This is a genomic window from Antrihabitans stalagmiti, from assembly GCF_016482825.1.
In the GTDB taxonomy this organism is placed as follows: Bacteria; Actinomycetota; Actinomycetes; order Mycobacteriales; family Mycobacteriaceae; genus Antrihabitans; species Antrihabitans stalagmiti.
Genome location: NZ_JAEMNV010000001.1, coordinates 638,692 through 662,851 on the forward strand (window position 1 = coordinate 638,692; position 24,160 = coordinate 662,851).

The window sequence follows — 24,160 nt, forward strand, 5'->3', positions numbered from 1 at the left end:
AAGAGGTTCGGCACCACGAGGCTCGTCAAGGTGCGGTGACATCTCCGGCTCTGCGGCGTAACCCGAATCCGGTGACCACGACGGCAGCGAGGACGGCGACAACTGGCACAACCAGCGCCGCTCGGTAGCTTTCGAGTAGTCCCTCTGCCGAATCACTGCCTTCGAGGGCCGCCACCTGCACGGCGGTTACGACGGCAAGGCCGAGTGCGGTTCCGAATTGCCATGAGGTGTAGAGCAATGCGCTTGCGAGGCCCTGCTCGTTCTCGACGATTCCATCGGTCGCGGCGATGGTCAGCGGTCCGTAGACCATCGCAAACGAAACCCCGATCAGCACCATCGTCGGCAGCATCGCAGCGTAAGTCCAATCGACTTCGACTCGGACGAACAGCCCGTAGGCAAGCACACCGATCAGCAAGCCGCCCAATACAACTCGCACATTGCCGAATCTGTTGACAAGCACCGGAGTGAGTGTCGGCGCAAGTATCGCGTCACCGCCGGAGACAAGCATCGCCAATCCGGTCTGCAGCGGCGACCATTCACGAAGTTCCTGGAGATAGAGAACAAGGATGAACTGGAACCCCATAAACGACCCGGAGAACAGAATCGCAGAGACGTTCGCCCGCAGTAGCGGCCCCGACCGCAAGATGCCCAACCGGATCAGCGGCTCAGGAACACGCCTTTCGACCACGACGAAGACAAGAAAGAACGTCGAGCTTGCAAGCGCCGCAACAACGGTCGACGTGATCGACACGTCGGGTGCACGAACGACAGCAAACACCAGCAAGAGCATCGCCGACGTCGCGGTGAACGCACCGGCGAGATCGAAGCTCTGCAGCGAACGCGGCACCGGCCGCGCCTCCACCGGTATCAGCCGGATTGCGGCGACGAGAATGACCGCAGCCATGCCTACGGGGGCGAAAAATACCCAGCGCCAATCTATTTCGGTCAGCACACCGCCAACGACGAGACCGAGGGTGAAGCCTGCAGCACCCGTTCCGGCGTAGACGAGTACCGCCCTGTTGCGCGCCGGACCTTCCGGGAATCGTGTGGTGATGATCGACAATCCGGCCGGCGCCATAAAGGCCGCGGCAATGCCGGTTACGAAGCGTGCGGTGATGAGCATCCATCCCTCGGTGGCGAATCCACCGAGTCCTGAGAACACGATGAACACACCGAGCCACAGCACGAACATCCGTCGGCGTCCGAGCAAGTCCGCCGACCGACCGCCGAGCAACATAAAGCCGCCGTAGCCGAGCACGTACGCGCCGACCACCCATTGCAGCGCACTCGTCGACATCCCTAGTTCGGCACGAATGGACGGGACAGCGACTCCGACCATCGAGATGTCGATGCCTTCCAAGAAGATCGCTCCACACAAGACGAACAGAATTGCCCAACCTCGGCCGCTTATCCGTTCGGCCTTGGCCGCGACGGCTGTCTTGTCCGGAGAGGACAGGCTTGTCACAAAACTCTCCCTCTACTCCCGATGCAGAAACCCGTCCGGTTCCTGTTACGACGGTCAGTTACTTCTTGTAACTGACCTCATCATCGGGCACCATTACAGGTTATGGAAGAAGGCACTTCGAAGGAACCGGGTTACTGCGTGAATACCGTCGGTGACCAGTACGACGACCCGTACGACGCCTTCCAGTGGGACACGCGCGAGGGCTGCGAGGTGCGCCAGATTCTCGATCGGGTCGCCGACAAGTGGTCGCTCCTCGTCATAGCGCTGCTCGACAACCGCACGTTGCGATTCACCGAACTGCGAAAAATGATCGACGGAATAAGCCAGCGCATGCTCACCGTGACGCTGCGCAAACTCGAACGCGACGGGCTCGTCGAGCGGACAGTTCACCCCGTCGTGCCACCGCGGGTGGACTACGTCCTGACCCCGCTCGGGACCACGCTGCATGCCACTATTCAGTCGTTGGTCACCTGGACCGAGTTGCACCAGGACGAAATTGCGAAGGCGCGATCCGACTACGACGATCGCAATCTCGTCAGTGACGCGCTGTAACGCACCCGCGCTCTACACGACATAACCCACGTCCCACAAGCCACTCCAAATAGCGGCTGTTGCACGCGCTGGGTTGCTCATAGGCTCCCACCGACCCGATCCGTGGCTCGAGCGTGCCGAGCCTGACGACACGAAATCGAGGAACCGTATGAAGAACCGCGTACTCTGCGCGACCGCAGTTGCCGCAGCAACGGTCGGCCTGAGCGTCGCACTCGCTCCCTCCGCAAGCGCAGACCCGCGCTGGGGTCCCGATTACCAGTGCAGCAACACGGTCGGGGCACCGTTCAGCGCATCAGCACGCTGGCTGATCAGCCCCTACGGCACGGCGAATCTGTGGTGTGGGACCGGCTTCCACGGTTCCGTCGACTACATCTACCAAATAGATCCCGCTGGCAAACGCCACACCGTCGATGTGCTGTTCGATCCGCAGCAGGCAGGAATCCCGCCGATTCTCGGGATCCCGGCCATCTGGCGGACCAACTAACTATTGCCCACTTCGGCCGGGAACGACGGGACCGATCTTCAACTGAGTGGTCACAGGGGCCGCGATGCTGCAGGCGGTCCCGTCGCGTTCGACGTAGACCGAGCCTATGTCGTTCGGTGGATAGATTCGCAAGCCGCGCACCGGAACCGGCTTGCAATCAGCCTCCGGGAAGTTCGCGACGACCGTCGCTACAACGAGCGCCGACGCTGATTCGCCGGGCGCAAGCCGCACGACGCCGCCTCGTTCGCCAGTCCGCTCAGCCGGAGCGCCGACCGGCGGATCACTCGGTCCGTTGGCGTACGAAACGCCAGGAAACCCATCCAGCTCACACACCAAGTCGCTCGAGTTCGTAAGAATAATCGGGAATCCGACACTTCCCGCGGCCCCTGAGCTCTCACCGAGCTCGGGCCGCAATTGCGACGCCTCGCATCGGATCGACGACTGCTGGGCTTCCGTCGTCTTCGGCGACCCCTCAACAGGCGACTCCTCAACAGGCGACTCGTCAGCAGGCGACTCCACAGCAGGCGGAGCACTCGCAGCGCTCGTCACCGCCTCCCCTGAACCTTCGGAACTGCAACCGATCACAACAGCAGTACACGCCGCGAAAACACCCACGATGACGCCACTTTTGCCTTCATCGGCGATACCGTACGCCGAAGTCTCGGTCACACTGAGGCAAATGCGTCGACGGAGTAGGAGTGTGGAAACACATGTGGGACCCCAATCAATATCTTGCGTTCGCAGATCATCGCGGCCGACCCTTCTACGAACTGACGTCGAGGACCGGAGCGACCGCGCCCCGTAGAGTTGCTGACTTGGGCTGCGGCCCAGGCAATCTCACTGTCAGCCTCGCGAAGCGGTGGCCGGAGGCAACGATCGAAGCGGTCGACAGCTCGCCGGAGATGGTCGACGCTGCACGCCTACTCGGTCTCGACGCTCGAGTACTGGATCTGCGGGACTGGACTCCCGAACCGGACACCGACGTCCTCGTCAGCAACGCAGCATTGCAGTGGATCCCCGAGCATCGTGAACTGATCCGGCGCTGGGCAGGCCTGCTTCCGTCGCAAGCCTGGATCGCCATCCAGGTTCCCGGCAACTTCGACGCCCCGTCACACGCGGCCGTGCGCGAGCTCGCAAGTACCGAACGCTGGCTTCCGCAGCTGTCGGACATACCGTTTCGCGTCGGGAAAGTGGTGGACACGCCAACCGAATACGCCGACCTGCTCAGCGACGCAGGATGTTCGGTCGACGCGTGGGAGACGACCTACATCCAGCAACTCGACGGTGCGCATCCGGTTCTCGAATGGATCAAGGGCACTGCCCTCGTTCCCGTCAAAGCTGCACTCTCCGAGGAAGACTGGAGTCGATTTCGGGACGAGTTGGTGCCGCTGCTCGACCAGGAATACCCGAGGCGACCCGACGGTTCGACCTTCTACGAGTTCCGGCGGATCTTCGTTGTGGCGCAGGTTCGGTAACTGTCACTAGCCTGGACGAGGTGAAGGACTATCCGAGCAGGCACTGGTGTTGATCAGTCTGTATGGGTAATCGGAGAAACTCGAACGAGGAGAGCACTGTATGAGCACTGCACACGAGAAGGCCATCCTCGCAGGCGGCTGCTTCTGGGGTGTGCAGGACCTGATCCGCAAGCAGACGGGTGTCATTTCGACGCGTGTCGGCTACACCGGCGGCGAAGTTCCGAACGCGACCTACCGCAACCACGGCAACCATGCCGAGGCCATCGAGATCACTTTCGATCCAGAGAAGATCACCTACCGAACGCTGCTCGAGTTCTTCTTCCAGATCCACGACCCGTCGACCAAAAATCGACAGGGCAACGACATGGGCGCGAGCTACCGTTCCGCGATCTTCTACGCGAACGACGCGCAGAAGGAAACGGCGCTCGACACGATCGCCGACGTCGACGCCTCCGGTCTGTGGCCAGGAAAGGTTGTCACCGAGGTGAGCCCGGCAGGCGACTTCTGGGAAGCCGAGCCCGAGCATCAGGACTACCTCGAGCGCTATCCAGACGGTTACACCTGCCACTTCATTCGACCCGGCTGGAAGCTGCCGGTGCGGAGCGCGCAGGTCGGGTAACGAGTCGTGATTCGGACCTACCCCGAGGGCATCACGTCGTGGATCGACGTCGAGCAAAATGACGTCGAAAGCGCGAAGATGTTCTACGGCAGCGTATTCGGCTGGACGTTTACCGATGCGACCCCGCCCGAATCACCGTTCCGCTACGCCATCGCTCAACTCGACGGCAAGGATGTAGCTGCTATCGGCGGACCGGCGCAGCCACCCGAGACAAGCACAACCGCGGACTCTTCGTGGAATACCTACGTGGCGGTCGATGACGCGCACGCCGCTTCCGAGCGTGTCACGGCCGCCGGTGGGCGCATCGTCGATCCTCCTACGCCTGCCGGCGAGGGCGGAATCTCTGTGGTTTGCACCGACGCGACCGGGGCTCGGTTTCGGCTGTGGCAGGCCAAGCGACGGCCGGGTGCCCAAGTCACCAACACACCTGGATCGTGGAACTTCAGCAACCTCCACGCCAGTGACTCGACGACTGCGATCGCCTTCTACACAGAGGTGTTCGGCTGGTCGTTCGACGATATCGGCTACGCGACGATGATTCGGCAGCCCGGCTACGGCGAGCACCTGGCCGCGACCGTCGATCCCGACATCTACGAACGGCAATCGGGCGAGCTGGTGCCGCCCGGATTCTCCGACGCCATCGGTTGGCTCGCACCGGTCCAGGACGGCGAGCCACCGCACTGGCACGTTGCCTTCACGGTTGCCGACCGCGACGAGACTGTCACGATTGCACAGCGCCTCGGTGCCACCATCCTGACGACCGAAGACACCGACTGGACGAAGGACGCACTGATACGCGATCCACAAGGCGCCGTCTTCACCGCGAGCCAGTTCACGCCGCCCGGCGACTGACTCAGGCGCGCAAACGCATTCGCACGGGAACTGCGGACGGTGACAGCACGAAGTCCTTGTTCGACGGCTTCACGACGTACTTGGGATCTGCGACGGGCTGCCAGCGCGCGAGAAACGCCGCCGCTTGGATCGAGATTGCCAGCATCGAGTAGTGGTTGCCCGGGCAACGCCGTGGTCCGATACCGAAGGTGAACGACGTGCGCTGTTCCGCGGTCGCCGCTCGTTCAGGGGTCCAGCGCTCGGGATCGAAATCGTTTGCGTTCTCGTAGTATTCGTCGTCGCGATGGATCATGTACGGGCTGTAGGCAACGATCGCTCCGTCCGGCAGAGTCCGATCCCCAAGTGTCACTTCGCCGTTTGTCGTACGGGTGCTCACCCACGGCGCCCACATCCGTAGCGTTTCGCGCAGTACGAGACGCAGGTAGGGAAGCGCCGGAATATGTTCCGGCCGTACAGGTCCGGCACCGACGACGTCGTCGAGTTCGCGGTACAACTTCTCCGCCACGTCGGGTTTGGAAATGACTTCGTGCAGGATCCAGCCGAGCAGCGACGCCTGCGAACCGACGCCTCCCGCCATTACGAGGATCAGTTCGTCGATGATCTCCTCATCCGACAGGGTTGTGCCGGTGAGTTGATCGGTATGGCGGATCAACGCAGAAAGCACATCGCTCTGATCGGTGTCGTTGCGCCGATACTGCGTGACCACCTCGCCGATCGCTTCGCGTAGCCGCTTCGATCGGACTTTGAAACGCCAGTTCGCGAGAAGCCGTGCATTCCGGACACTCGCAGGCAGCGATCCTCGTCGCACGACCTCGGTTAGCAGCCACGGAATGTCTTCGCGGATCTGGTCCTGCGCATGCGCGGTGAAATCACCGGTGAACAACGTCGACGACACCGTCTCCAACACAACACGATGCGCCGACGACATCAGGTTGACATCCTGACCGTCTTCGAAGGACGCGGCCCACCTGTTCGCGATCTCGGCTGTAACCACGGCGTAGTCGGCGAGCCTTGCCTGTTTGAAGGCGGGCGCGATCATCCTTCGACGTAGCTCGTGCTCCTTGCCCGTGAGGATGTTCACCGAGTTGACGCAGATGTCCTTGATCGACTCGGCCAGCTCGTCGCGTCGAAAATTGTTCTCGTTCAAGCTGACCTGTCGAATCAACTCGGGCGTCGTGACCAAGTACACCGGGCGCGGACCGAGAAAGATCTGTACGACGTCGCCGACGTCGGACAGTGACGCCATAAATTCGAGCGGGTTGCGGATGATGGCCACGCTGTGGCCGATGAGCGGCAATCGATCGGGAGCAACAGGTACACCCGAAAGTTGGTCCGTCATGTGAAATCCTCCGCCACTAGTCGCACGGGCACCCGTCCACCCCCTTCTTTAACTATCGTCTCCAACAGTCGTCTTGATAACAAACCGGCCGAGTCCACCTATGACAAACCGATCTCTCAACCCGACCGAAAGTAGAGCCGATGCGAATTGCGCTGCCGTTAGCGGGAACCCGCGGCGACGTCCAACCTGCCGTGGCACTCGGTGTCGAACTGAAGGGACGCGGACACGACGTAGTGATCGGAGCACCACCGAATCTGGTCGAATTCGCTACGCGTGCGGGCCTGAAAACCAAAGCGTGTGGCCCTGACGTGCAGAAGCTGTACGAATCCGACGAAGGTCAACGCGCTCTCGCGTCCGGCAGCACGTTCAAGCTCATGCCGATGGTCGCAAAACAGATGGCGGAATACGCGGATCGCTTCGACGACGAGATGATCGACGTGTGCAGCGGCGCGGACCTGATCGTGTCGACGACGATGACGGAAGATCGCGGGCAATCGATCGCAGAAGCGATGTCGATACCGTTGATCAGCTTGCACACGTTCCCGTGCCGCAAGAACAGCAAATATCCGTTCCCGAACGGTCTTCCTGCTCAGTGGAGTCCGCCGGGTCCGGTGAACAGCGCGACGTGGGTGGTTGCCGAGAACGTTCGGCGCGTCGTGTTCATGAAGTACCTCAACAAACTTCGCGCGAAGCTGGATCTACCGTCCACGCGGCAGTCCGTCGCGGCGGCGCTGCACAGGGACGGCGTGCCCGAAGTGCAGATCTACGACCCGGTGCTCCTCCCGGGGCTCGCGGACGAATGGGCAGGCCAACGGCCCTTCACCGGCTTCCTCGAGCTGACCCGGGCAACCCGCGAAGCGGTCGGCGAACTCGCTGACGCACACGACGACGTGCTGTCGTGGATCACGGCAGGTCCCCCGCCCATCTACTTCGGGTTCGGCAGCATGCCCATTCGCGACGCTGCCACCGTCGTCGCGCAGGTCGACGACGTGACTCGCCGACTCGGCCAGCGGGCGCTGGTGAGCGCGGGGTGGAGTGACCTCGATCGCGCCAACGCCGCAACGGGAGACCACGTGAAGATCGTCGGAGCGCTCGCACACGACATCGTGTTTCAGCACTGCGCCGGAGCCGTTCATCACGGCGGCGTCGGCACGTTGTTCGAAAGTCTGCGCGCGGGCTTGCCGACGATGGTGTGTTCGGTGTCTTTCGAACAACCGATGTGGGGCACTCAGGTCGAACGACTCGGCTTGGGATCGCATGTCCGCTTCACCAAACTCGATGCTGCCACGCTCGAATCAGGCCTACGTGTGCTGCTGGAGGACTCGACAATCGAGCATGCGCGTGACATGGGAGCGCAGCTGGCGAAGTCGGCCCAGGCGTGTGCCACGGTTGCGGACATCGTGGAAGCGCACGCCGCGAAGTAGAAAAGCCAAGTAGAAATCTGGCCGGCAGCGATGAGTTCTGCGGATACCGGGGGTCTTACCTACGACAAACATTCCCCCCGGCAGCTGGAGGACCCATGGCCACCACATCCACCGTCACCCCCGTCGTCGACGTACTCGAAGTCCCCGGAGCTCGGTTGCACTACGAGGTCCGCGGATCCGGGCCGTTGGTCGCACTGATCGGCGCGCCGATGCACGCAGACTCGTTTGCTCCGATCGCCGACCTGCTTGCCGGCGAGTTCACCGTCCTCACGGCCGATCCCCGCGGCATCAACCGCAGCCCGGTCACAGACCCGACACGGGATTCGACGCCCGAATTGCGAGCCGACGATCTGGCTCGATTGCTGACGCACATCGATGCCGGCCCTGCGACCGTCTTCGGGTCGAGTGGCGGCGCGATCACCGCGCTGGCCTTCGCGCAAGCCCGGCCCGACCTTGCGCGAGCTGTCATCGCGCACGAACCGCCGTTGAACGAATTGCTCGAAGACCGTGCCCAACTGCACGCGAACACCGAGGACATGATTGCGACGTACGCAGCTGGGGACCGCGTCGGTGCGTGGCGCAAGTTCATGGCGGCTGCCAACATTGCGCTGCCCGACGAGGTGTTCATGATGATGTTCGGCAACGACCCCGAACCACAGCAGGCGGCCGACGAAGCCAGGTGGTTCGCGCACGAACTGCTGCCGAGCACGACCTGGGTTCCCGACCTGAATCTGCTCTGTGCAGTACCGACGACCATCGTCGTCGGGGTGGGCGCAGAGTCGACCGGGCAATTGTGTGTGCGCACGTCGACCGCGCTGTCCGAAGCGATCGGCGCAGAACTGACGTCCTTCCCCGGTGGACATACCGGATTTGCCGACGACCCAACAGCATTCGCGCCTCGCCTGGCCGAACTCCTGCACAGCATCCTGCGGGGCGGTTGATCCGAAAGGCAGCGTGCCAGACTGGACTTATGACCACCGATCGTGAGGCCGACGCAAATCGACTTGCCGCGCAGTCCTTGGCACAGGACGATCCGACAGGTTGGTTCGAACGCCTGTATGCGGAGGCAAGCACCGGCTCAGCCGTCGTACCGTGGGATCGCGGCGGGCCCAATCCACTGCTCGTGGATTGGGCTGCAGAACGGCAGGTGGTCGGCAGTTGCCGGCGCGCGCTCGTCGTCGGCTGCGGCCCCGGCTACGACGCGGAGTTCTTCTCGACCCTCGGGTTCGAAACGACGGCATTCGACATCTCCCCCACCGCAATCGAACTGGTGCAGAAGCGTTTTCCGGATTCTGCCGTGGAATACCGCAGTGCGGATCTGCTCGATCCGCCAGCCGAGTGGGACGCCGATTTCGATCTTGTGGTCGAGTCGTTCACCGTCCAATCCATGCCGGTGTCGGTGCGTGCCAAAGCGATCGAACAACTAAGGCGACTCGTCGCAGTCGGCGGAGAATTACTGGTCGTCGCAGGGATCCGTGGCGAAGGCGAACAGGTCGACGGACCACCGTGGCCGCTCACGGAAACCGAGATCCGATCGTTCGCGCGTGCTGGTCTCCAAGTGCAGACCCTCGAGCAAGTCGAGTCTCGGTGGCGCGCCGTCTTCGTTCGCAGCGACCACATCTCGTCGTGAGCGATCACGACCACGATCTCGCACTGGCCCGTGGCGGCGACGACGACGCGTTCACCCGCCTCGTCGCACCTCGGCGGCGCGAACTCCATGCGCACTGCTATCGAATGCTCGGTTCGACGCACGACGCCGACGATGCGTTGCAAGACGCTCTGCTGCGGGCGTGGCGTGGTCTCCCCCGGTTCGAAGGCCGTAGTTCCCTTCGCTCCTGGCTGTACACCGTCGCGACGCGCACCTGTCTGGACCTGGTCGAAGGTCGAAAGAAGCGGGCACTGCCGGTCGACCTCGGTCCGTCGAGCGATCATGCGGTCCTCGGCGACATCCCGCTGACCGAGATCTCGTGGCTCACGCCGTACCCGGATTCGGGGCTGTCCGACGATCCTGCGGGTCCACCCGCTCGGTACGAACAGCGGGAAGCTGTCGAACTCGCGTTCGTTGCTGCGCTGCAACATATTCCGGGCAATCAGCGTGCGGCGCTGTTGCTTTTCGAGGTGCTCGGCTTCTCCGCTGCCGAGATAGCTACGACGATGGACACGTCCGTTGCGTCGGTCAACAGTGCCTTGCAGCGCGCGCGTCGGATCGTGTCGGAGACGGTTCCTGCGGCTACTCAGCAGCAGACGCTGCGCGACATCGGCGATCTGCGGATGCGGGAGGTTGTTGCCGGCTATTCGTCCGCGCTCGAGCGCGGGGACGCCGATGCCCTCGTCGCGCTGCTGACCGAAGATGTCACCTGGTCGATGCCCCCGTTGGCGCATTGGTACCGCGGTCTCGACGCCGTCACCGACTTCGCAACGAAAGTCCCACTCGACAGTTGTGGTGCGTGGCGTCGGCTGCCGACTCACGCGAACGGTCAGCCTGCGGTGGGCTCGTATCTATGGAACGAGGCTGCCGGTACCCACGTGAGCTTCGCGATCGATGTGCTGACGCTGCGCGGAGACCGAATCGCGGAGGTAACGACGTTCATCGGAGCCGAGAATTTCGACGGGTTCGGCCTGCCCTCGTCGGTGGCGTAGGCGTTCACGCGTCCAAGGCGCAGGCCTGCCGAAGCCAGTCTTCGAACAGTTCGATGTCGATATCGGCCGACGTCCGCAGCTTGACGACCGCCATTCGACCACTGCCGCTCGGTGCCAACCTGCCGGATACGTCCTCGATCTCCTGGCCTCGCCAGAAGCCGAGTGTGATGTGCTTCGGATACACCTTCAGCAAGCACACCGGCGTCTTGCCTGGTGCGCCACCCAGACTCCACGTTGCGTGCCCGTGCCAGATCGCCGCAACACCGGGCGGCATGGTCGAGTCGATGAGTTCCTGTACCGGTATTCCGATTGCACGCAGCGAATCGGGCTGTTCGTCGAGGTAGTCGGTGACTGTCTTGGTGGTCGCCATCGCGTGTCCTTTGGTAGTGGTTACCAATACGTCGAACAGCGATGCCTGTTTTCGACATACACGCGACTACGAATTTCACCAACGATCGATATGCAGGACCGAGTCGATGGGCTCGCGCGCAGCGGGCTTGAACGTCTCGCCGGTGTAGTAGGCCGTCGGGATCAAGGCAGCCTGGTGGTAACCGGGCGGTATGCCGAGCAACTCCGCGACCTCGGCTTCACGTTCCAGATGCAGTGTCGTCCACGCTGTCCCGAGGCCACGGGCACGTGCGGCCAGCGCGTAACTCCACGCTGCGGGGAGCAGCGACCCCCATAGACCGGCCTGGTTTCCCGCTGGCAACGTCGTTCCGGCTTTGATGCATGGAATCACCAGGACGGGCACCTCGCCCATTCGCTCGCCAAGCCAGGCGACGCTGTCACCTACTCGGTGTTGCACCTTCGCGCGCTCCGGATCGTCGGCGAACAATTTTGCCGCCGATGCACGCGAGGCGAGATACGCCTCGGTGGTCTCGCGATAGATCTGTCCGAGCCGTGCGCGTGTTTCGGCATCTGTCACGACGATCCATTGCCACGCTTGGCGATTCGAGCCCGACGGTGCCTGCAACGCAATCTGCAGGCATTCCTTGATCAACTCGATCGGCACGTCTCTGGTGAGGTCGAGCCGCTTGCGTACGGTTCGCGTTGTCGAGAGCAACTCGTCGGGCGTCAGATCCAGAACCGGGTACGAGGTCATAGCTCACTGTAAAGCTCAGGCTAGCTGCACCGTTACGTTCGCTCGGTGGCCGAAGATGCGTTTGTTGTTGTTCGTCGCGTTGAGTGCGATGACCGCTGTACGCGTTTCCGGGTCGACCGACTTCACCTTGCCGGTGTACTCGATCTCAGCGGGCGCGCTCGAGTCGACGTACACCGGACTTGTGAAGCGAACGGTGTACTCCTTCACCGCACCGGGATCACCGAGCCACGACGACACGTAGCTGCCGCCGAGACCCATGGTCAGCATGCCGTGGGCAACGACGTTCTCCAGCCCCGCTGCCTTCGCGAACTCCTCGTGCCAGTGGATCGGATTCACATCCCCGACGACACCCGCGTAATTGACGAGATCGCCCCGACTCACGCGAAACACCTTGGCGGGCAGCTCATCACCGACCGCAACGTCGTCGAACCGCTGCGTTGCCGCCGACGGACGCTCGACGACGATCGGCGGGTCGATGGGCTGCGCGGGTGCTGTCGTGTCGTCGAGTAGGCCGGCCGCGGCCTCGGCTTCCGCCTGCTCGCTGAGCGCGGTACTGGACATGTCGTGCATGACGATTCGGTCGACCATCGCGGCGATGGATTCGTCGATCTCGCCACTACGCCCGACGAACAGCGTCGTATAGGTCGTCTGGACCAACTCGTTGTTCTGATTGGTCGACACGTTTTTGGTGACCATCATGTCGCGTCCCATGATCTGGCGGAACGAGTCGAGGTAGACGTCGCACACAAGTCGGTCGCCTGCCTTGATCGGCTGGTGGTACTGATGAACCTGGTCGGTGTGGAGGATCTGACTCAGGTCGTAGCCGGTGGCGATGGTTTCGAGAAGGTGTCGCTGCGACAACATTCCGACCAAGGAGAAGAAGGTCAGCGGCGCAAGCAGGCCGTCGTACCCAAGAGCGTTCGCGGCATCTTCGCTTCGATGCGCCGGGTGCTCGTCCTGGACGGCCCTTGCGTACTCGCGGATCTTCTCGCGGCCGACCTCGTAAGCGTCTGCGGTTCGATAGTGATTGCCGACCATCGCCAGCGCGTGCTCGGCAGGATCGAACGTCTCTTGTGCGGCTTCCCCGGATGATTCCACCCCAGCGAATCTACCCGCTGGTAAGTTCGCCGCTTATCGGCGCGTCAGCGATCTGTCGGCCGCAGCAAGGATCGAGCGAAACGAGCGCTCGAGGATCGGGGCGATCGCGGCCGCCAACAATGCTCCGCCGGACCGAAGTGGCAACTCGTATTCGGTCGTCCACGTCACGTGGGTGCCGTTCTCGAATGGCGTCAATTGCACACTGCCGCCGCGATGTTCGATCGCCGGGATCGACTCGACGATGAGGTACCTGAACTCGTTCGGCCTGTCGTAGTGCGTGATCGACTCGCGGAACCAGGCGCCGACCGCGGTTATCTCCCTGATCGCGCCGACGCCGTAGAGCGCGCCCTCGCCATCTTTGGTTCGGCGGGCACGGATCACTGTCCGCGTCTGCACGTAGTTACTGACGTCGGTCAGCCAATCGAAGACGGCTGCCGGAGGCGCTGCGATTCTGCGTTCGACTGTCAGTCTGGTCACGCACGTCAGTTTAGGCGAGTGACGCCACCCGGTAGCGTTGTCCGCGTGGCAAGAATCGGTGGACGACGACGTTCACTCGCCCGAACGTTGGGCAGACTGCCGCGTGTCGGGCAGACCGTTCGGCCTATCGGTCTGCAGGACAAAGATCTTGTCCCACTGTTCACCGATTCACGACAGATCCGTAGTGGTCTCGCGGACGTGGGATACATCGCCAGCCGAGAAACAGCGTTCGCGGTCCATCTGGCCGACCTCACCGGTAGGCCGTTGCTGCTCGAAGGAAACACCGGCGTCGGCAAAACCGAACTGGCGCGTGCACTTGCGCAGAGCGCAGGCGCTCGTCTGATTCGGCTGCAATGTTACGAAGGGGTCGGCGAACAGGAGGCCCTGTTTGCCTGGAATCACGCGAAACAGATTCTGCGGCTGCAAAGTTCGACCCACGCAGTCGACGTCGGCATCTTCTCCGACGAGTTTCTACTCGAACGCCCGCTGCTTACCGCACTGCGAAGCGAGCAACCGACCGTCTTACTCGTCGACGAAGTCGACAAGGCACAGATCGAGTTCGATGCGCTGCTGCTCGAGGTACTCGGTGACTTCGCCATCACCATCGGCGAGTACGGCACCGTGTCTGCCGTTCGGCGACCACTCGTCATCCTCACCTCGGGTGGTAAACGCGAACTGTCGGAAGCGCTTCGGCGGCGGTGTCACTTCAGCCGGCTACCCAACCCGAGTTCGGGGATGGAGCGTCGAATCCTCGCGTACAGGATCCCGGACGCCGAAGCTGGCTTCGCGATCACACGCGACACCGCCGGACAGTCGTCGGCCGATCCGACCGAACTCGGGTGGCACGACCTGCTCGACTCGCTGCGCCGCCGTGGACTTTTGAATCATGTGATCGGGTTCGTCGATGCGCTCCGGGACAACGGCCTGCCCTGCGGGCCAGCCGCACTCGTCGACGCCGTGGCAGCGCTGCAGTGCATCGATCTGTACGACCGCGGTCAGGTACGCGGTGCCCTGTGTGCCACCTTGGTGCATCGTGAAGTCGAATTACTTACGTTCGCAGCGCTTTTCGACCTGTGGTTTGCCGTCGCACGACCCGATCGTCGGACGGATCGCGACAAGGACACCACCCCCTCCGCACTTGCGGAACGAATGGCGGCAGCGTCCGACGACCTGGACGCCTCGGCATTCGGCGATGCGGTCGGCAGCATTGCAGCCGATCTGGTTTCGGAGTTCGGTGAGTATCGAAGTGCAGACGGCGATTCCTACTCCGCCATGCAGGCGATGCGCGGACTCGACACCGCGGAGACGACGAACCGGATCGCAATGCACATCGCGGCGGGCCTACCACCTACCGCGATGAGTTCGGTCATCGCGGAACGGACCGCGCAGGCGCAGCTGGACCTACTGCAGCGCGCCGTGACGTTGGAGACCAACAGGCTGGTCGCACAGCGTCGTGGCCGGGACCGGGTCGCGCGATACGCGGTCCCGAGGACGGCGGGGATGGACGAGCCGGATGCTGGCGACACGTCCGAACTCGCCGCGGTCCGTAGGGCGGTCGTCGACCTCGGCCGCACACTTGCGGTTCGCCAGGCAACCACGCGACGCCGGGCGCGGGCGGGTGAGATCGACCTGCGTTCGACCTTGCGCAGGTCCATGTCGACGGGCGGTGTTCCGATCACGCTCGTGCGGCGCAAGCCGCGGATCGCGAAGCCCGAACTCGTTGTGCTGTGCGATATGTCGAGTTCGGTCGCGGAGTTCAGCTACTTCACACTCATCCTCGTCGACGCACTACGCAAGGCGTTCTCCCGAGTGCGGATCTTCGCCTTCATCGACACGGTCGACGAGGTCACCGACCTCTTCGCGCCTGGCACCGACCTACGAGTCGCAGTGGCGAAGCTGAACTCCGAGGCAGCTATCGACATCGACGGCCGTTCCGACTACGGACGCGCTCTGGAATCGTTCGCCTCCGCGTACCCGAATGCGATGACATCGAGAACATCGCTCATCGTCATAGGCGACGCACGCAGCAACTACAGCGATCCGCGTGCTGCGGTGCTCCGTGATCTTGTCGCGTCCGCCAAGCACGCTCGGTGGCTCAATCCTGAACCTCGAAGCCGCTGGGGCACGGGAGATTCGGCCGCGGAGGCATACCGCGAGCAGATAACGATGTGCGAGTGCCGCAACGCCGACCAGCTCTCCTCGGTAGTGGCAGAGCTACTGGACAGCTGAGCTTGCCGACCGCGGCGTACCGTTTCCGACATGGCCAACCTCGATCACGGCGACCCCGGCGACGCACCGACCGTCCCGCCGCCGTTGACTCCAGTCGCAGATTCCGCGCGACCATCAGCAGCCGAAGAGGCGCGAACTCTGGCTGCATCGACCAACGTCGCTACATTGGCGAGTCTGACCAGCAGCGGTGATCCGTGGGCGTCGTTCGTGACCTACGGTCTGCTCGATGGCGCACCGGTCCTGTGTGTGTCTCGGATGGCCGAGCACGGCCGAAATCTTGCGGGCGATCCTCGTGCGAGCCTTGCGATCGTGACGCCCGACCAACCGGCGGATCCACTTGCGAGCACCCGCATCACCTTGGCCGGGATTGTCGAACGCCCGAGCGGCGACGAGTTGGCCGCCGCGCGCGCAGCCCACCTCGCCGCGGTGCCTGCGGCACACATCTACGTCGACTTCTCCGACTTCTCACTCTGGGTGTTGCGAGTGCAGCGTGTGCGGTGGGTCGGCGGCTACGGTCGAATGGATTCGGCGACCGCCGAGGCGTACTCCGCGGCGACACCGGATCCTGTCGTGCCGAAGGCTGCGGGAGCTATCACTCACCTCAACGACGACCACAGCGCTTCGTTGCTCGCCATGGTCCAGGAGCTCGGCGGCTTCCCCGATGCAACCGAGGCGACCTGCGTAGGCGCCGACCGGTACGGCTTGGATCTGCGGGTGACTACACCACGCGGCGTCGCGATGACGCGGGTCGGATACTCGAAGCCGATCGATTCGATCGGCGAACTCCGTGCAGCCACAGTCGATCTCGCGCAGCGGGCACGTCGGAGTTGATCGGGTGACCCGACTTCACGATCCGTCCTCGCGTGGTTTCGCAAGTGACAACTACGCCGGCGCTCACCCCGAGATCCTCGAAGCAATAGCCGACGCCAACCTCGGCCACCAGGTCTCCTACGGCGAGGACGACTACACCGGCAGGCTCGCCGCCGTGATGCGCTCGCATTTCGGCGAGCAGGCAGAGACGTTTCCCGTTTTCAACGGAACCGGCGCCAACGTCATTGCGCTCACGTCGATGCTTCCCCGGTGGGCCGGAATCATCTGCGCAACAACAGCACACCTCAATTCCGACGAGGGCGGCGCACCCGAGCGAATGACCGGCCTGAAGTTGCTGACGGTGGATACACCCGACGGCAAGCTGACGCCCGACATCGTCGATCGTCAGGCATGGGGTTGGGGCGACGAACATCGTGCGCAGCCATTGGCCGTTAGCATCACCAACACCACCGAACTCGGGACGCTGTACACGGTCGACGAGATTCGAGCCATCGCCGATCATGCGCACGACCGCGGCATGAAAGTGCACCTCGACGGTGCCAGAATCTCGAATGCCGCTGCCGCGCTTGGAGTTCCGCTCCGCGAGTTCACCTCCGCGGCAGGCGTCGACGTCGTCAGCTTCGGCGGGACAAAAAACGGAATGCTGTTCGGCGAGGCTGTTGTCGTACTCGATCCGGCGGCATCGGACGGCCTGCGATATCTCCGCAAGTCGACGATGCAATTGGCGTCGAAGATGCGATTCATCTCTGCGCAGTTCATCGCTCTCCTCGCCGACGACCTCTATCTCCGTGCGGCGGGGCATTCGAATGCGATGGCGGCCAGACTTCGCGAGCGCCTCGAAGCCGCTGCGCCGCAGGGTCTGTCGTTCACGCAGAAGACCGAAGCCAACGCGGTGTTCGCCGCACTCCCCAATGCGGCAGCAGACCGAATTCGGGAGAAGTTCCGCTTCTACGATTGGAACCGTGCCGCCGGCGAGGTGCGGTGGATGTGCTCGTTCGACACAACCGAAGCCGACGTCGACGCATTTGTGGACACGATCATGGCGGAACTGTCGCGCTGATCGCCTGCAGCAGGCTCAGGCGGTCGCCGCGACAGCAGCATCGGCCAGCCACGCGTCCGCGAGCTGCTGGATCGGCAGCCCGAGCGCCGCAGCGAGACCGACGATCGTCCCGAACGACGACGTCGGCATTCTTCCGGTTTCGATCTTGCGCAACGTTTCCGGCGATATGCCTGCGGCCGTAGCAACTTCGGTTAGCGCACGCTCGCCCCTTGCGTCTCGCAGCATCGACCCGAGACGTCTGCCTGCGCTGAACTGTTCGGGAGTGAGAGGGCGTCTTACCATGGCCGAAGCCTAGCCGAGTTGGTATTTTAATACCAGCGTGCGATGGTATTAAAATACCGATGCAGATCACACTCCGAGAGGCACGAATGCTGGAACTCAAGTCGCCCGCAGAGATCGAACGAATGCGGATCACCGGCACATTCGTCGCCGACGTGCTCGTCGCCGTCGGCGAACGCGCGAAGCCCGGCGTCAACCTCCTCGAGTTGGAACAGCACGCGCGAACGATGATCGACGCACGTGGAGCGGTTTCCTGCTACTGGGACTACGCACCGTCGTTCGGCCGCGGACCCTTCCGCAACGTCATCTGCCTGTCCGTCAACGACGCTGTGCTGCATGGACTTCCGTTCGACTACACCCTGCGCGACGGCGATCTGCTCAGCCTGGACCTCGCGGTCTCGATCGACGGCTGGGTCGCCGACTCGGCGCGCAGCCTCATCGTCGGAACAGCCGATCCAGCCGATGCGCGATTGATCGATGCCACCGAAGTTGCGTTGGCTGCTGGAATCGCCGCCGCGACACCCGGAAACAAGTTGGGCGACATCTCGTGTGCCATCGGATCGGTCTGCACCGACTACGGATACTCGGTCAACACCCAATTCGGCGGCCACGGACTCGGCCGCACGATGCACGAGGATCCGCACGTGTCCAACAGCGGCCGACCCAACCGCGGGCTGACACTCCGGCCCGGAATGACGCTGGCACTGGAGCCGTGGCTGGCCCAGACGACGGACCGGATCGTCTTCGACGACGACGGTTGGACAATCCGATCGGCAGACGGATCTCGAACGGCACACTCGGAGCACACGATTGCTGTCACCGACGACGGACCCACGGTGCTCACGCTGCCCACTGCATAGCTGGAGACGTTACGCACCCAGTTCCTTGGCCGCGATGGCGAAGATGTCGTCACCGGCGCCGATCGCAACAAAATGGCCGGCGCCGTCGACTGGATGCCACACAGCTCCGGGCATTCGATCAGCCACCGCTTTGTTGATCGGATCAGGGACCAGAAGGTCATCCAGACCCTGCCACATATGGACTTCCCGTTCGATCGTTGTCACATCGAATTCCCATCGCCGATACAACGGGATGGCGTCACGAACCAATCCCCCGGACCCCTGAGCGAAGCATTCGACGGTCGCGTCGTAGAAGGCGGATTCGAAATCCGGCCGACGCACGATCTCCTTGTCGTAGCTATTGACGGCCTTGTCCAGTTGGCTGAAGTACGTTTTGCGGAAGCGCTTGGCTGTGAGGCCAAGAGTCATGTACATGAGTCGGAAGGCAGGCGTGAAACGCAGGGCGAGTGCTCCGCCCATCGCGTCTACCTTCGAAAGGTACTGCGCTGCAGAGTTATCCCCGAACGTTCCATAGCTTGCACCAGCGATGCTGCTGACGTGACGCAGTCGAGCGGGATCGATGTAGGCGGCTGCCGCAAGTGCCCAAGGACCGCCTTCCGACCATCCCGTCACACCGAATTCTTGGTAGCCAAGCGCGTCGGCGACGACCGTGAGGTCGTCGGCCCAGCCAGCGAAGGTGCGTTTCTGTTGCGGACTGGATTGGCCAATTCCTGGTCGGTCGACACAGACGAACCGCAGCCGATTCGTCGCCGCAAAACGTGCGAAAAGGCGTGCTTCCAGACGGCTGCTGGGTCCGCCGTGATTGTGCAGAACAAGCGGTCCGTCGGGATCTCCCACTTCGACGTACGCGAGGTTGCGACCGTCAGGAGTCAGTACCGTCGTGGTTTCTCCGCTGGGCGCAGGCGCGCTGTCCATTGCTGATCATCACCTTCGTCAGTGGCCGGATTTCATCCAAGCGCTGCGTGACGGGTTTGTCCAGATCGCGAGGGTGGCCTTCCGAACCCGGAGATCAGAGGTCGAGCAAGTTCGGCTGTCCTTGCGCGAAACGCTGCGCGTCCAACTCCTGCGCGGCGTTCATCGCCGATGGGACGTAGTAGTCGAATCTGGTCACCCTCTCCGCATTGCTGGACTCCGCATCGAGAACTGCCTGGGCCGCAATGCGACCCGACTCGTTGGCACCTTCCATACAGCCGACGTTGGCGTTGGTCTGCGTCCAGTCGCCGCACACGAATAGGTTGCGGATCGCGGTCGGCCCCTTCGGGCGCTTGCTCCGAGTGTCGACAGTGAAAACCGACAGCGGTTCGTCGTTTCGCACGGTGCCGTCACGCCACGATATTGCAGGGTCGAGGAACCAGGAGTGCACGTTGTCGTCCCTCATCGCAGGATCGAGCGCCGCGAACCGCACCTTCAAGGTTTCCCAGACTTCGGTGAAGACTTCCTCCCGTGTGCACTCCCGTGCCGGCTTCCGAACAGCGGTCGTTCCGGCTGCGTCCCAGGTCGAAATATCGACGGACACAACCTCGTTGACCGAGCCGTCGCCGAACGATCGAGGTATCGAGCGGGTCCACAGCGTGGACTGGGTGACTGCGCTCAACGTCCACGGATGGTCCAGGGTCCCGACGATTCCGCGGACGACGTCGAGGGGTCGGCGCAGATAGATCTGCATACCGTTCATCCAGTCGTCACGCAGGTCGGCGATGCCGTCGAGGGTCGGGTCGAGCGCGAGCAACTCGGCAGTGCGAAGCATGGCCTTCGCCCGATCGAGTGGTATTGCCGAAATATAATGGTCCGCATCGACATTCGTCGCTGCGCCTGACCGATCGACGACGGTTGCGCCGCCGATTGCGCCGTCGGCTGTCGTCAACGACCGTAACGCGTGTCCGTGGTGGAACCGCACTCCCCTCTCCGCCAGCAGGGCGGTCCACGGGTCGATCCACGACTCCGACGTCGGGCCGTCGAGAAAGCGCAAGGCAAACGCATCGTCCGGACCAGGTCTGGGCGCCAACACATTCCACAGGAAAGCCTCGACGATGTTGCCCGCGGAATAGACGCTGCACACCTCCGGCTTCACGGCGACCAGGTCCATCGTCGTTGCCTTGACAACGGCATTACGAAAGAACGCGCTCTTGTTGTCCGCGTCGAGAAAGTTCCACCACGACACCGAATCCCACTGCGACTGGCGTCGCTCGAGGCAACTTGTCAGGTACACCAGCACACATCGGGTGAAGTCGGCCATCTCGAGCGGATAGCGATCCAACGGGATGCCGAGCACGATACGAAAAGCCTGTGTGAACGACTCCGCGAGATAGGTCAGGTCGGTCAATCTGCCGGGATCGACCGGCGCGAGTTTTCGGAAGTTCAGCGGAACGAACCCCGCCGAGGACTGGCCTGTACCGAGCGAGAGAGCGCCACCGAAACCGTCTTTACCTGCAAGTTCATCGAGCCCACGCAGATTGTCGACGACGGAACCACCGCCGGGCAGCGGGATCCGCCTCATCGACTCGGGAACGTTGCGATAGAAGCCGGGGAAGAATCGGAAGCCGTGCTCGGCAGGCAACTCGGCGGGTCCGCCTGCTCGCGAGCCTGGGACGCCGAAACTTCGGGCTTTGCCGCCCAACCGGTCACGACTGTCGAAGACGTCGACCCGAAATCCACGCTCGACGAGTTCGTGTGCGGCAGTGAGCCCCGACATCCCGCCGCCGAACACGGCGACCCGCTTTCCGGACGATCTCATCGGTGCGGCGTCAGCCTGCGGCAACAACGTCGCAGCACCCAACGCCGCGACTCCCCCGACGAACGCACGCCGAGACAGGCGCGAACTGTCCGTCAACGTTGGGACTGTTCGATGCGTGCGAGCAAGCTCCGGACGTGCTCGAGCATGCCGAACGAGCCTGGGACCGTGTGATACGGAGCCTCGAGCGTCAGGGCAAGGATTCCTGCGTCGGCGACGATCGGGTCGGTCACGTAGAAGGTCTTCGAAAATTGATGTGGCTCGTTCGGCCCGCACGTAGCAGTGACTTTGCCAGGGACCGAGAACGTGGACCCGTGCAGAAAGTCGGGGCGATCGGTCCACTCGGACACCTCGAGAATGCTCGACGAACACACGCGGGTTCCTGACGGTCTGACATCGGTGATCGAGCCGGTCCATTCACCACCGCGACGAACGAGGCCACCCAAAAGCGCTGCCCCGCCATCGGGTTCGTGCGATACGGCCCATTCCCAGCCGTCGGCGGCCTGGTCGATCATCGTGAAGTTGCCCCAGTTGTGATCGTGGTAGCCCCGCCAGCCCGTCACATCGACGCGGCCGGCACCCGGCAATCCGAAGCTGCCCCGCGCTGTACTCGTCGCGACCGGGGACGTCCATCCCATCCACTCACCTGCGTTCTTCAGATCGATGCGACCTGTCGCACCGGGAAGTGGATTGCCGTCGAGCCAGACGTCGATGTCGAACGGCGCGGTCAGAGCGAGGTGATAGGCACCTGCCGCGACGTCGAAGTTCAGCGCTCCGAGGTTGGTCCGTACGCCCGGCAGTCCATCGAGCACAGCGCCAGTGTGTGGAAACGAGAAGGACGGCAGTCCGTTCGCCAACGAGATCGGCTCGGCACCGTCCGGGTACATGAAGACCCCGCCGACCATCGGTACGGGTGCATTGAAGATTGCGACGACGATCTGTCGCATGGACGCCGGGTCCATCAGGTGTACGTACCACCATTCCGTCCAGACTCCCGGATGCGCGACATCGTCGGACGGCTCTGCAATCTTCGCCGACGGATTCACCGTCAGATCGTTCGACAGATTGGGCGTTGCCGGTGGAAACGGGGCTGCCGGTGCAGCAGCAGCATTCGCCAGGAACACAAGCACGCTTGCAACGACGACTACCAACCGAAGACTCGTTGACGGCACGCGGTGATCTTTGCACGCAGCCGTGCTGGACGTGCTGAAAACAGGCAGGCGCTCGGAGCTGCGATCGCGTCCGAAATGTCGGTACGTCGCGTTAGTGTCCAACCGACGCAGCTCACCATCGAAGGAGCAGATCGTGGTTTCTCGACTCAATCCGTACATCAGTTTTGCGGGCAATGCCAAGGAGGCTCTGGAGTTCTACAAGTCGGTCTTCGGCGGCAGTTTGGTCATGAACAGCTTTGCCGACTTCGGCGCTCCCGACGGTACCGAAGGCATCATGCACGGAATGCTCGAAGCCGACAACGGCTTCACACTCATGGCTTCGGACACGCCGCCCGGCATGGAACACAACCCCGGAACCAACATCACGATCAGCCTCAGCGGCGAAGATGCTGCCGAGTTGCGCGGATACTGGGACGCACTCGGCGATGGCGCCACGGTCACCGTCCCGCTCGAGAAGCAGATGTGGGGCGACGAATTCGGCTCGCTGATCGACAGATTCGGCATCGGCTGGCTCGTGAACATCAGCTCGCCTCAGGGTTGAGTGGAACATCCGCTGGATATTGCGACACGACGTGTGAGCGAACCAGCTCGATCAGCGCGGTCGCAGCACGCCACGTCTGTGTGCCTGCTCGCGTCACACTCCACATTCGGCGCTCGACGTTCCCCAGTTCCAGCGCGACTGTTCGTACCCGTTTCGCTTCCTGCGATTCGGCGGGGAGCACGCTGACGCCCTGTCCGGCCAGGACCAGATCGGCGACCAGGTCGAGGTCGTCGGCCCGATGTCGGATGTCCGGTGCCCATCCAGCGAGCGCGCACAGCCGCGCCGCGAGCTCGTCGTCGCCGGTGTCCCGAGAGTTGGCGATCCAGGGTGTGTCCCGGAAGACGTCGAGATCGGACGATTCGGATATACGGTCGGCCACCTTTGCATCGGCGGGTACCGCAAGAACGACTCGACTCGTCGAGAGCAAGGTGTGCGGATGTCGCCAGACGCGTGGCACGAGTGTGTAGTCGTAGACGAAGCCGACATCTATCCCATCGTCGTCCAGAAGCGTCAGCGTCTCCGGCGGTTCGTACTCCTGTAGCTCGAGACTCATAGTCGGGTATCGGTCGGCGATCTCGGCGAGCGCCGGGATCAGATGTCGCCGCATCGCTGTTCCATAGGCCGCAACACGGACGACTCCGCTCGGTGCGGCCTGTTCGGCCAAATCGAGCTGTGCTGCGGTTACTGCCGCGAGAATGGTCTTGCCGTGCGCTGCGAGTCGTCGTCCCGCGGGCGTCAGGCGTACTCGACGACCATGGGCCTCGAGCAGATCGACTCCGAGTTGGCGTTCCAGACCGGCAAGCTGCTGACTGACCGCCGAGGTGCCGTAGCCCGTCGCATCCGCAACGGCCGACATTGTGCCCAGACGTGACAACTCGACCAGTGCTCGCAGCTTTTCCAGGTCCACCAGCCAATCATCCACCTTTTGTG

26 protein-coding genes are annotated in these 24,160 nt (G+C 63.0%); 14 read left to right on the top strand and 12 right to left on the bottom strand.

Annotation, left to right across the window (positions count from 1 at the left end):
- Nucleotides 1–25: 25 nt before the first annotated feature.
- The gene (locus JGU71_RS02925) at nucleotides 26–1,465 is read right to left on the bottom strand and encodes an MFS transporter (RefSeq protein ID WP_307829467.1); all 1,440 of its coding nucleotides are present in this window, start codon (nucleotides 1,463–1,465) and stop codon (nucleotides 26–28) included.
- Nucleotides 1,466–1,603: 138 nt separating this feature from the next.
- Between JGU71_RS02925 and JGU71_RS02930 the strand changes: the two genes are divergently transcribed.
- Both JGU71_RS02930 and JGU71_RS02935 read left to right on the top strand, forming a co-directional pair.
- On the top strand, nucleotides 1,604–2,017 hold the full coding sequence (locus JGU71_RS02930) for a winged helix-turn-helix transcriptional regulator (RefSeq protein ID WP_307829468.1): 414 nt from the start codon (nucleotides 1,604–1,606) through the stop codon (nucleotides 2,015–2,017).
- A gap of 148 nt (nucleotides 2,018–2,165) precedes the next feature.
- Complete coding sequence (locus JGU71_RS02935; RefSeq protein ID WP_199701772.1) at nucleotides 2,166–2,501, top strand: hypothetical protein; 336 nt, start codon at nucleotides 2,166–2,168, stop codon at nucleotides 2,499–2,501.
- Here JGU71_RS02935 and JGU71_RS30160 read toward each other — a convergent pair whose 3' ends face one another.
- Entirely contained in the window at nucleotides 2,502–3,170 is a 669-nt protein-coding gene (locus JGU71_RS30160) for a DUF4232 domain-containing protein (protein WP_307829469.1), read from the bottom strand. It lies immediately after the preceding gene.
- Nucleotides 3,171–3,211: 41 nt separating this feature from the next.
- Between JGU71_RS30160 and JGU71_RS02945 the strand changes: the two genes are divergently transcribed.
- The 3 genes from JGU71_RS02945 to JGU71_RS30340 all read left to right on the top strand — a co-directional run bounded on the left by JGU71_RS02945 (nucleotide 3,212) and on the right by JGU71_RS30340 (nucleotide 5,447).
- Complete coding sequence (locus JGU71_RS02945; protein ID WP_199701774.1) at nucleotides 3,212–3,976, top strand: trans-aconitate 2-methyltransferase; 765 nt, start codon at nucleotides 3,212–3,214, stop codon at nucleotides 3,974–3,976.
- Nucleotides 3,977–4,076: 100 nt separating this feature from the next.
- Nucleotides 4,077–4,595 (top strand): peptide-methionine (S)-S-oxide reductase MsrA, encoded by a 519-nt coding sequence (gene msrA / locus JGU71_RS02950; RefSeq protein ID WP_199701776.1) that lies wholly within the window; start codon nucleotides 4,077–4,079, stop codon nucleotides 4,593–4,595.
- A gap of 6 nt (nucleotides 4,596–4,601) precedes the next feature.
- Nucleotides 4,602–5,447: a VOC family protein gene (locus tag JGU71_RS30340; RefSeq protein WP_307829470.1), complete on the top strand. Its 846-nt coding sequence runs from the start codon at nucleotides 4,602–4,604 to the stop codon at nucleotides 5,445–5,447.
- 1 nt (nucleotide 5,448) lies between these two features.
- Here JGU71_RS30340 and JGU71_RS02960 read toward each other — a convergent pair whose 3' ends face one another.
- Nucleotides 5,449–6,786, bottom strand: a complete 1,338-nt coding sequence (locus JGU71_RS02960) for a cytochrome P450 (protein ID WP_199701782.1) — start codon at nucleotides 6,784–6,786, stop codon at nucleotides 5,449–5,451.
- Between the two features lie 140 nt (nucleotides 6,787–6,926).
- On the opposite strand from JGU71_RS02960, the gene JGU71_RS02965 reads away from it, so the two are divergent.
- The 4 genes from JGU71_RS02965 (at nucleotide 6,927) to JGU71_RS02980 (ending at nucleotide 10,850) form a co-directional block, all read left to right on the top strand.
- Nucleotides 6,927–8,210: a glycosyltransferase gene (locus JGU71_RS02965; protein ID WP_199701783.1), complete on the top strand. Its 1,284-nt coding sequence runs from the start codon at nucleotides 6,927–6,929 to the stop codon at nucleotides 8,208–8,210.
- Nucleotides 8,211–8,305: 95 nt separating this feature from the next.
- Complete coding sequence (locus JGU71_RS02970; RefSeq protein ID WP_199701784.1) at nucleotides 8,306–9,151, top strand: alpha/beta fold hydrolase; 846 nt, start codon at nucleotides 8,306–8,308, stop codon at nucleotides 9,149–9,151.
- Nucleotides 9,152–9,180: 29 nt separating this feature from the next.
- A complete protein-coding gene (locus tag JGU71_RS02975) occupies nucleotides 9,181–9,840 on the top strand; it encodes a class I SAM-dependent methyltransferase (RefSeq protein ID WP_199701785.1) in 660 nt (219 codons plus the stop codon).
- A complete protein-coding gene (locus JGU71_RS02980; RefSeq protein ID WP_307829471.1) occupies nucleotides 9,837–10,850 on the top strand; it encodes a sigma-70 family RNA polymerase sigma factor in 1,014 nt (337 codons plus the stop codon). The genes JGU71_RS02975 and JGU71_RS02980 overlap by 4 nt, the downstream gene beginning before the upstream one ends.
- A 4-nt stretch (nucleotides 10,851–10,854) precedes the next feature.
- On the opposite strand, the gene JGU71_RS02985 is transcribed toward JGU71_RS02980, so the two are convergent.
- From JGU71_RS02985 to JGU71_RS03000, 4 genes are all read right to left on the bottom strand, one after another.
- The gene (locus tag JGU71_RS02985) at nucleotides 10,855–11,220 is read right to left on the bottom strand and encodes a DUF1801 domain-containing protein (protein WP_199701788.1); all 366 of its coding nucleotides are present in this window, start codon (nucleotides 11,218–11,220) and stop codon (nucleotides 10,855–10,857) included.
- A gap of 75 nt (nucleotides 11,221–11,295) precedes the next feature.
- Nucleotides 11,296–11,952 carry a nitroreductase family protein gene (locus JGU71_RS02990; protein ID WP_199701790.1) on the bottom strand — a complete coding sequence of 219 codons (657 nt, stop codon included), beginning with the start codon at nucleotides 11,950–11,952 and terminating at the stop codon, nucleotides 11,296–11,298.
- A gap of 15 nt (nucleotides 11,953–11,967) precedes the next feature.
- Complete coding sequence (locus JGU71_RS02995) at nucleotides 11,968–12,990, bottom strand: fused (3R)-hydroxyacyl-ACP dehydratase subunits HadA/HadB (protein WP_199702841.1); 1,023 nt, start codon at nucleotides 12,988–12,990, stop codon at nucleotides 11,968–11,970.
- Between the two features lie 93 nt (nucleotides 12,991–13,083).
- Nucleotides 13,084–13,527, bottom strand: coding sequence for an SRPBCC family protein (locus JGU71_RS03000; protein ID WP_199701792.1), 444 nt, complete (start codon nucleotides 13,525–13,527; stop codon nucleotides 13,084–13,086).
- A 45-nt stretch (nucleotides 13,528–13,572) separates the two neighbouring features.
- Here JGU71_RS03000 and JGU71_RS03005 point away from each other — a divergent pair, with 45 nt between their 5' ends.
- From JGU71_RS03005 to JGU71_RS03015, 3 genes are read left to right on the top strand one after another with little or no spacing between them, the layout of a single operon-like run.
- The gene (locus JGU71_RS03005; RefSeq protein WP_199701794.1) at nucleotides 13,573–15,756 is read left to right on the top strand and encodes a VWA domain-containing protein; all 2,184 of its coding nucleotides are present in this window, start codon (nucleotides 13,573–13,575) and stop codon (nucleotides 15,754–15,756) included.
- A 30-nt stretch (nucleotides 15,757–15,786) separates the two neighbouring features.
- Nucleotides 15,787–16,587: a HugZ family pyridoxamine 5'-phosphate oxidase gene (locus tag JGU71_RS03010; protein WP_199701796.1), complete on the top strand. Its 801-nt coding sequence runs from the start codon at nucleotides 15,787–15,789 to the stop codon at nucleotides 16,585–16,587.
- A 4-nt stretch (nucleotides 16,588–16,591) separates the two neighbouring features.
- Entirely contained in the window at nucleotides 16,592–17,647 is a 1,056-nt protein-coding gene (locus JGU71_RS03015) for a threonine aldolase family protein (RefSeq protein ID WP_199701798.1), read from the top strand.
- A 15-nt stretch (nucleotides 17,648–17,662) separates the two neighbouring features.
- Here the strand turns inward: JGU71_RS03015 and JGU71_RS03020 are convergent, their stop codons facing one another.
- On the bottom strand, nucleotides 17,663–17,929 hold the full coding sequence (locus JGU71_RS03020; RefSeq protein ID WP_199701800.1) for a helix-turn-helix domain-containing protein: 267 nt from the start codon (nucleotides 17,927–17,929) through the stop codon (nucleotides 17,663–17,665).
- A gap of 86 nt (nucleotides 17,930–18,015) precedes the next feature.
- Between JGU71_RS03020 and map the strand changes: the two genes are divergently transcribed.
- Entirely contained in the window at nucleotides 18,016–18,786 is a 771-nt protein-coding gene (gene map / locus JGU71_RS03025) for a type I methionyl aminopeptidase (protein WP_199702842.1), read from the top strand.
- Between the two features lie 9 nt (nucleotides 18,787–18,795).
- On the opposite strand, the gene JGU71_RS03030 is transcribed toward map, so the two are convergent.
- The 3 genes from JGU71_RS03030 to JGU71_RS03040 all read right to left on the bottom strand — a co-directional run bounded on the left by JGU71_RS03030 (nucleotide 18,796) and on the right by JGU71_RS03040 (nucleotide 22,689).
- Nucleotides 18,796–19,701, bottom strand: a complete 906-nt coding sequence (locus tag JGU71_RS03030; protein WP_199701802.1) for an alpha/beta fold hydrolase — start codon at nucleotides 19,699–19,701, stop codon at nucleotides 18,796–18,798.
- A 94-nt stretch (nucleotides 19,702–19,795) separates the two neighbouring features.
- A complete protein-coding gene (locus JGU71_RS03035) occupies nucleotides 19,796–21,616 on the bottom strand; it encodes a hydroxysqualene dehydroxylase (protein ID WP_199701805.1) in 1,821 nt (606 codons plus the stop codon).
- Nucleotides 21,613–22,689, bottom strand: a complete 1,077-nt coding sequence (locus JGU71_RS03040) for a hypothetical protein (RefSeq protein ID WP_199701807.1) — start codon at nucleotides 22,687–22,689, stop codon at nucleotides 21,613–21,615. Before JGU71_RS03040 ends, JGU71_RS03035 begins: the two co-directional genes overlap by 4 nt.
- Before the next feature lie 133 nt (nucleotides 22,690–22,822).
- Here JGU71_RS03040 and JGU71_RS03045 point away from each other — a divergent pair, with 133 nt between their 5' ends.
- Nucleotides 22,823–23,230 (top strand): VOC family protein, encoded by a 408-nt coding sequence (locus tag JGU71_RS03045; protein WP_199701809.1) that lies wholly within the window; start codon nucleotides 22,823–22,825, stop codon nucleotides 23,228–23,230.
- Here JGU71_RS03045 and JGU71_RS03050 read toward each other — a convergent pair.
- Nucleotides 23,211–24,137 (bottom strand): LysR family transcriptional regulator, encoded by a 927-nt coding sequence (locus tag JGU71_RS03050; RefSeq protein ID WP_199701810.1) that lies wholly within the window; start codon nucleotides 24,135–24,137, stop codon nucleotides 23,211–23,213. The two genes, JGU71_RS03045 and JGU71_RS03050, sit on opposite strands and share 20 nt — an antisense overlap.
- Nucleotides 24,138–24,160: the final 23 nt, after the last annotated feature.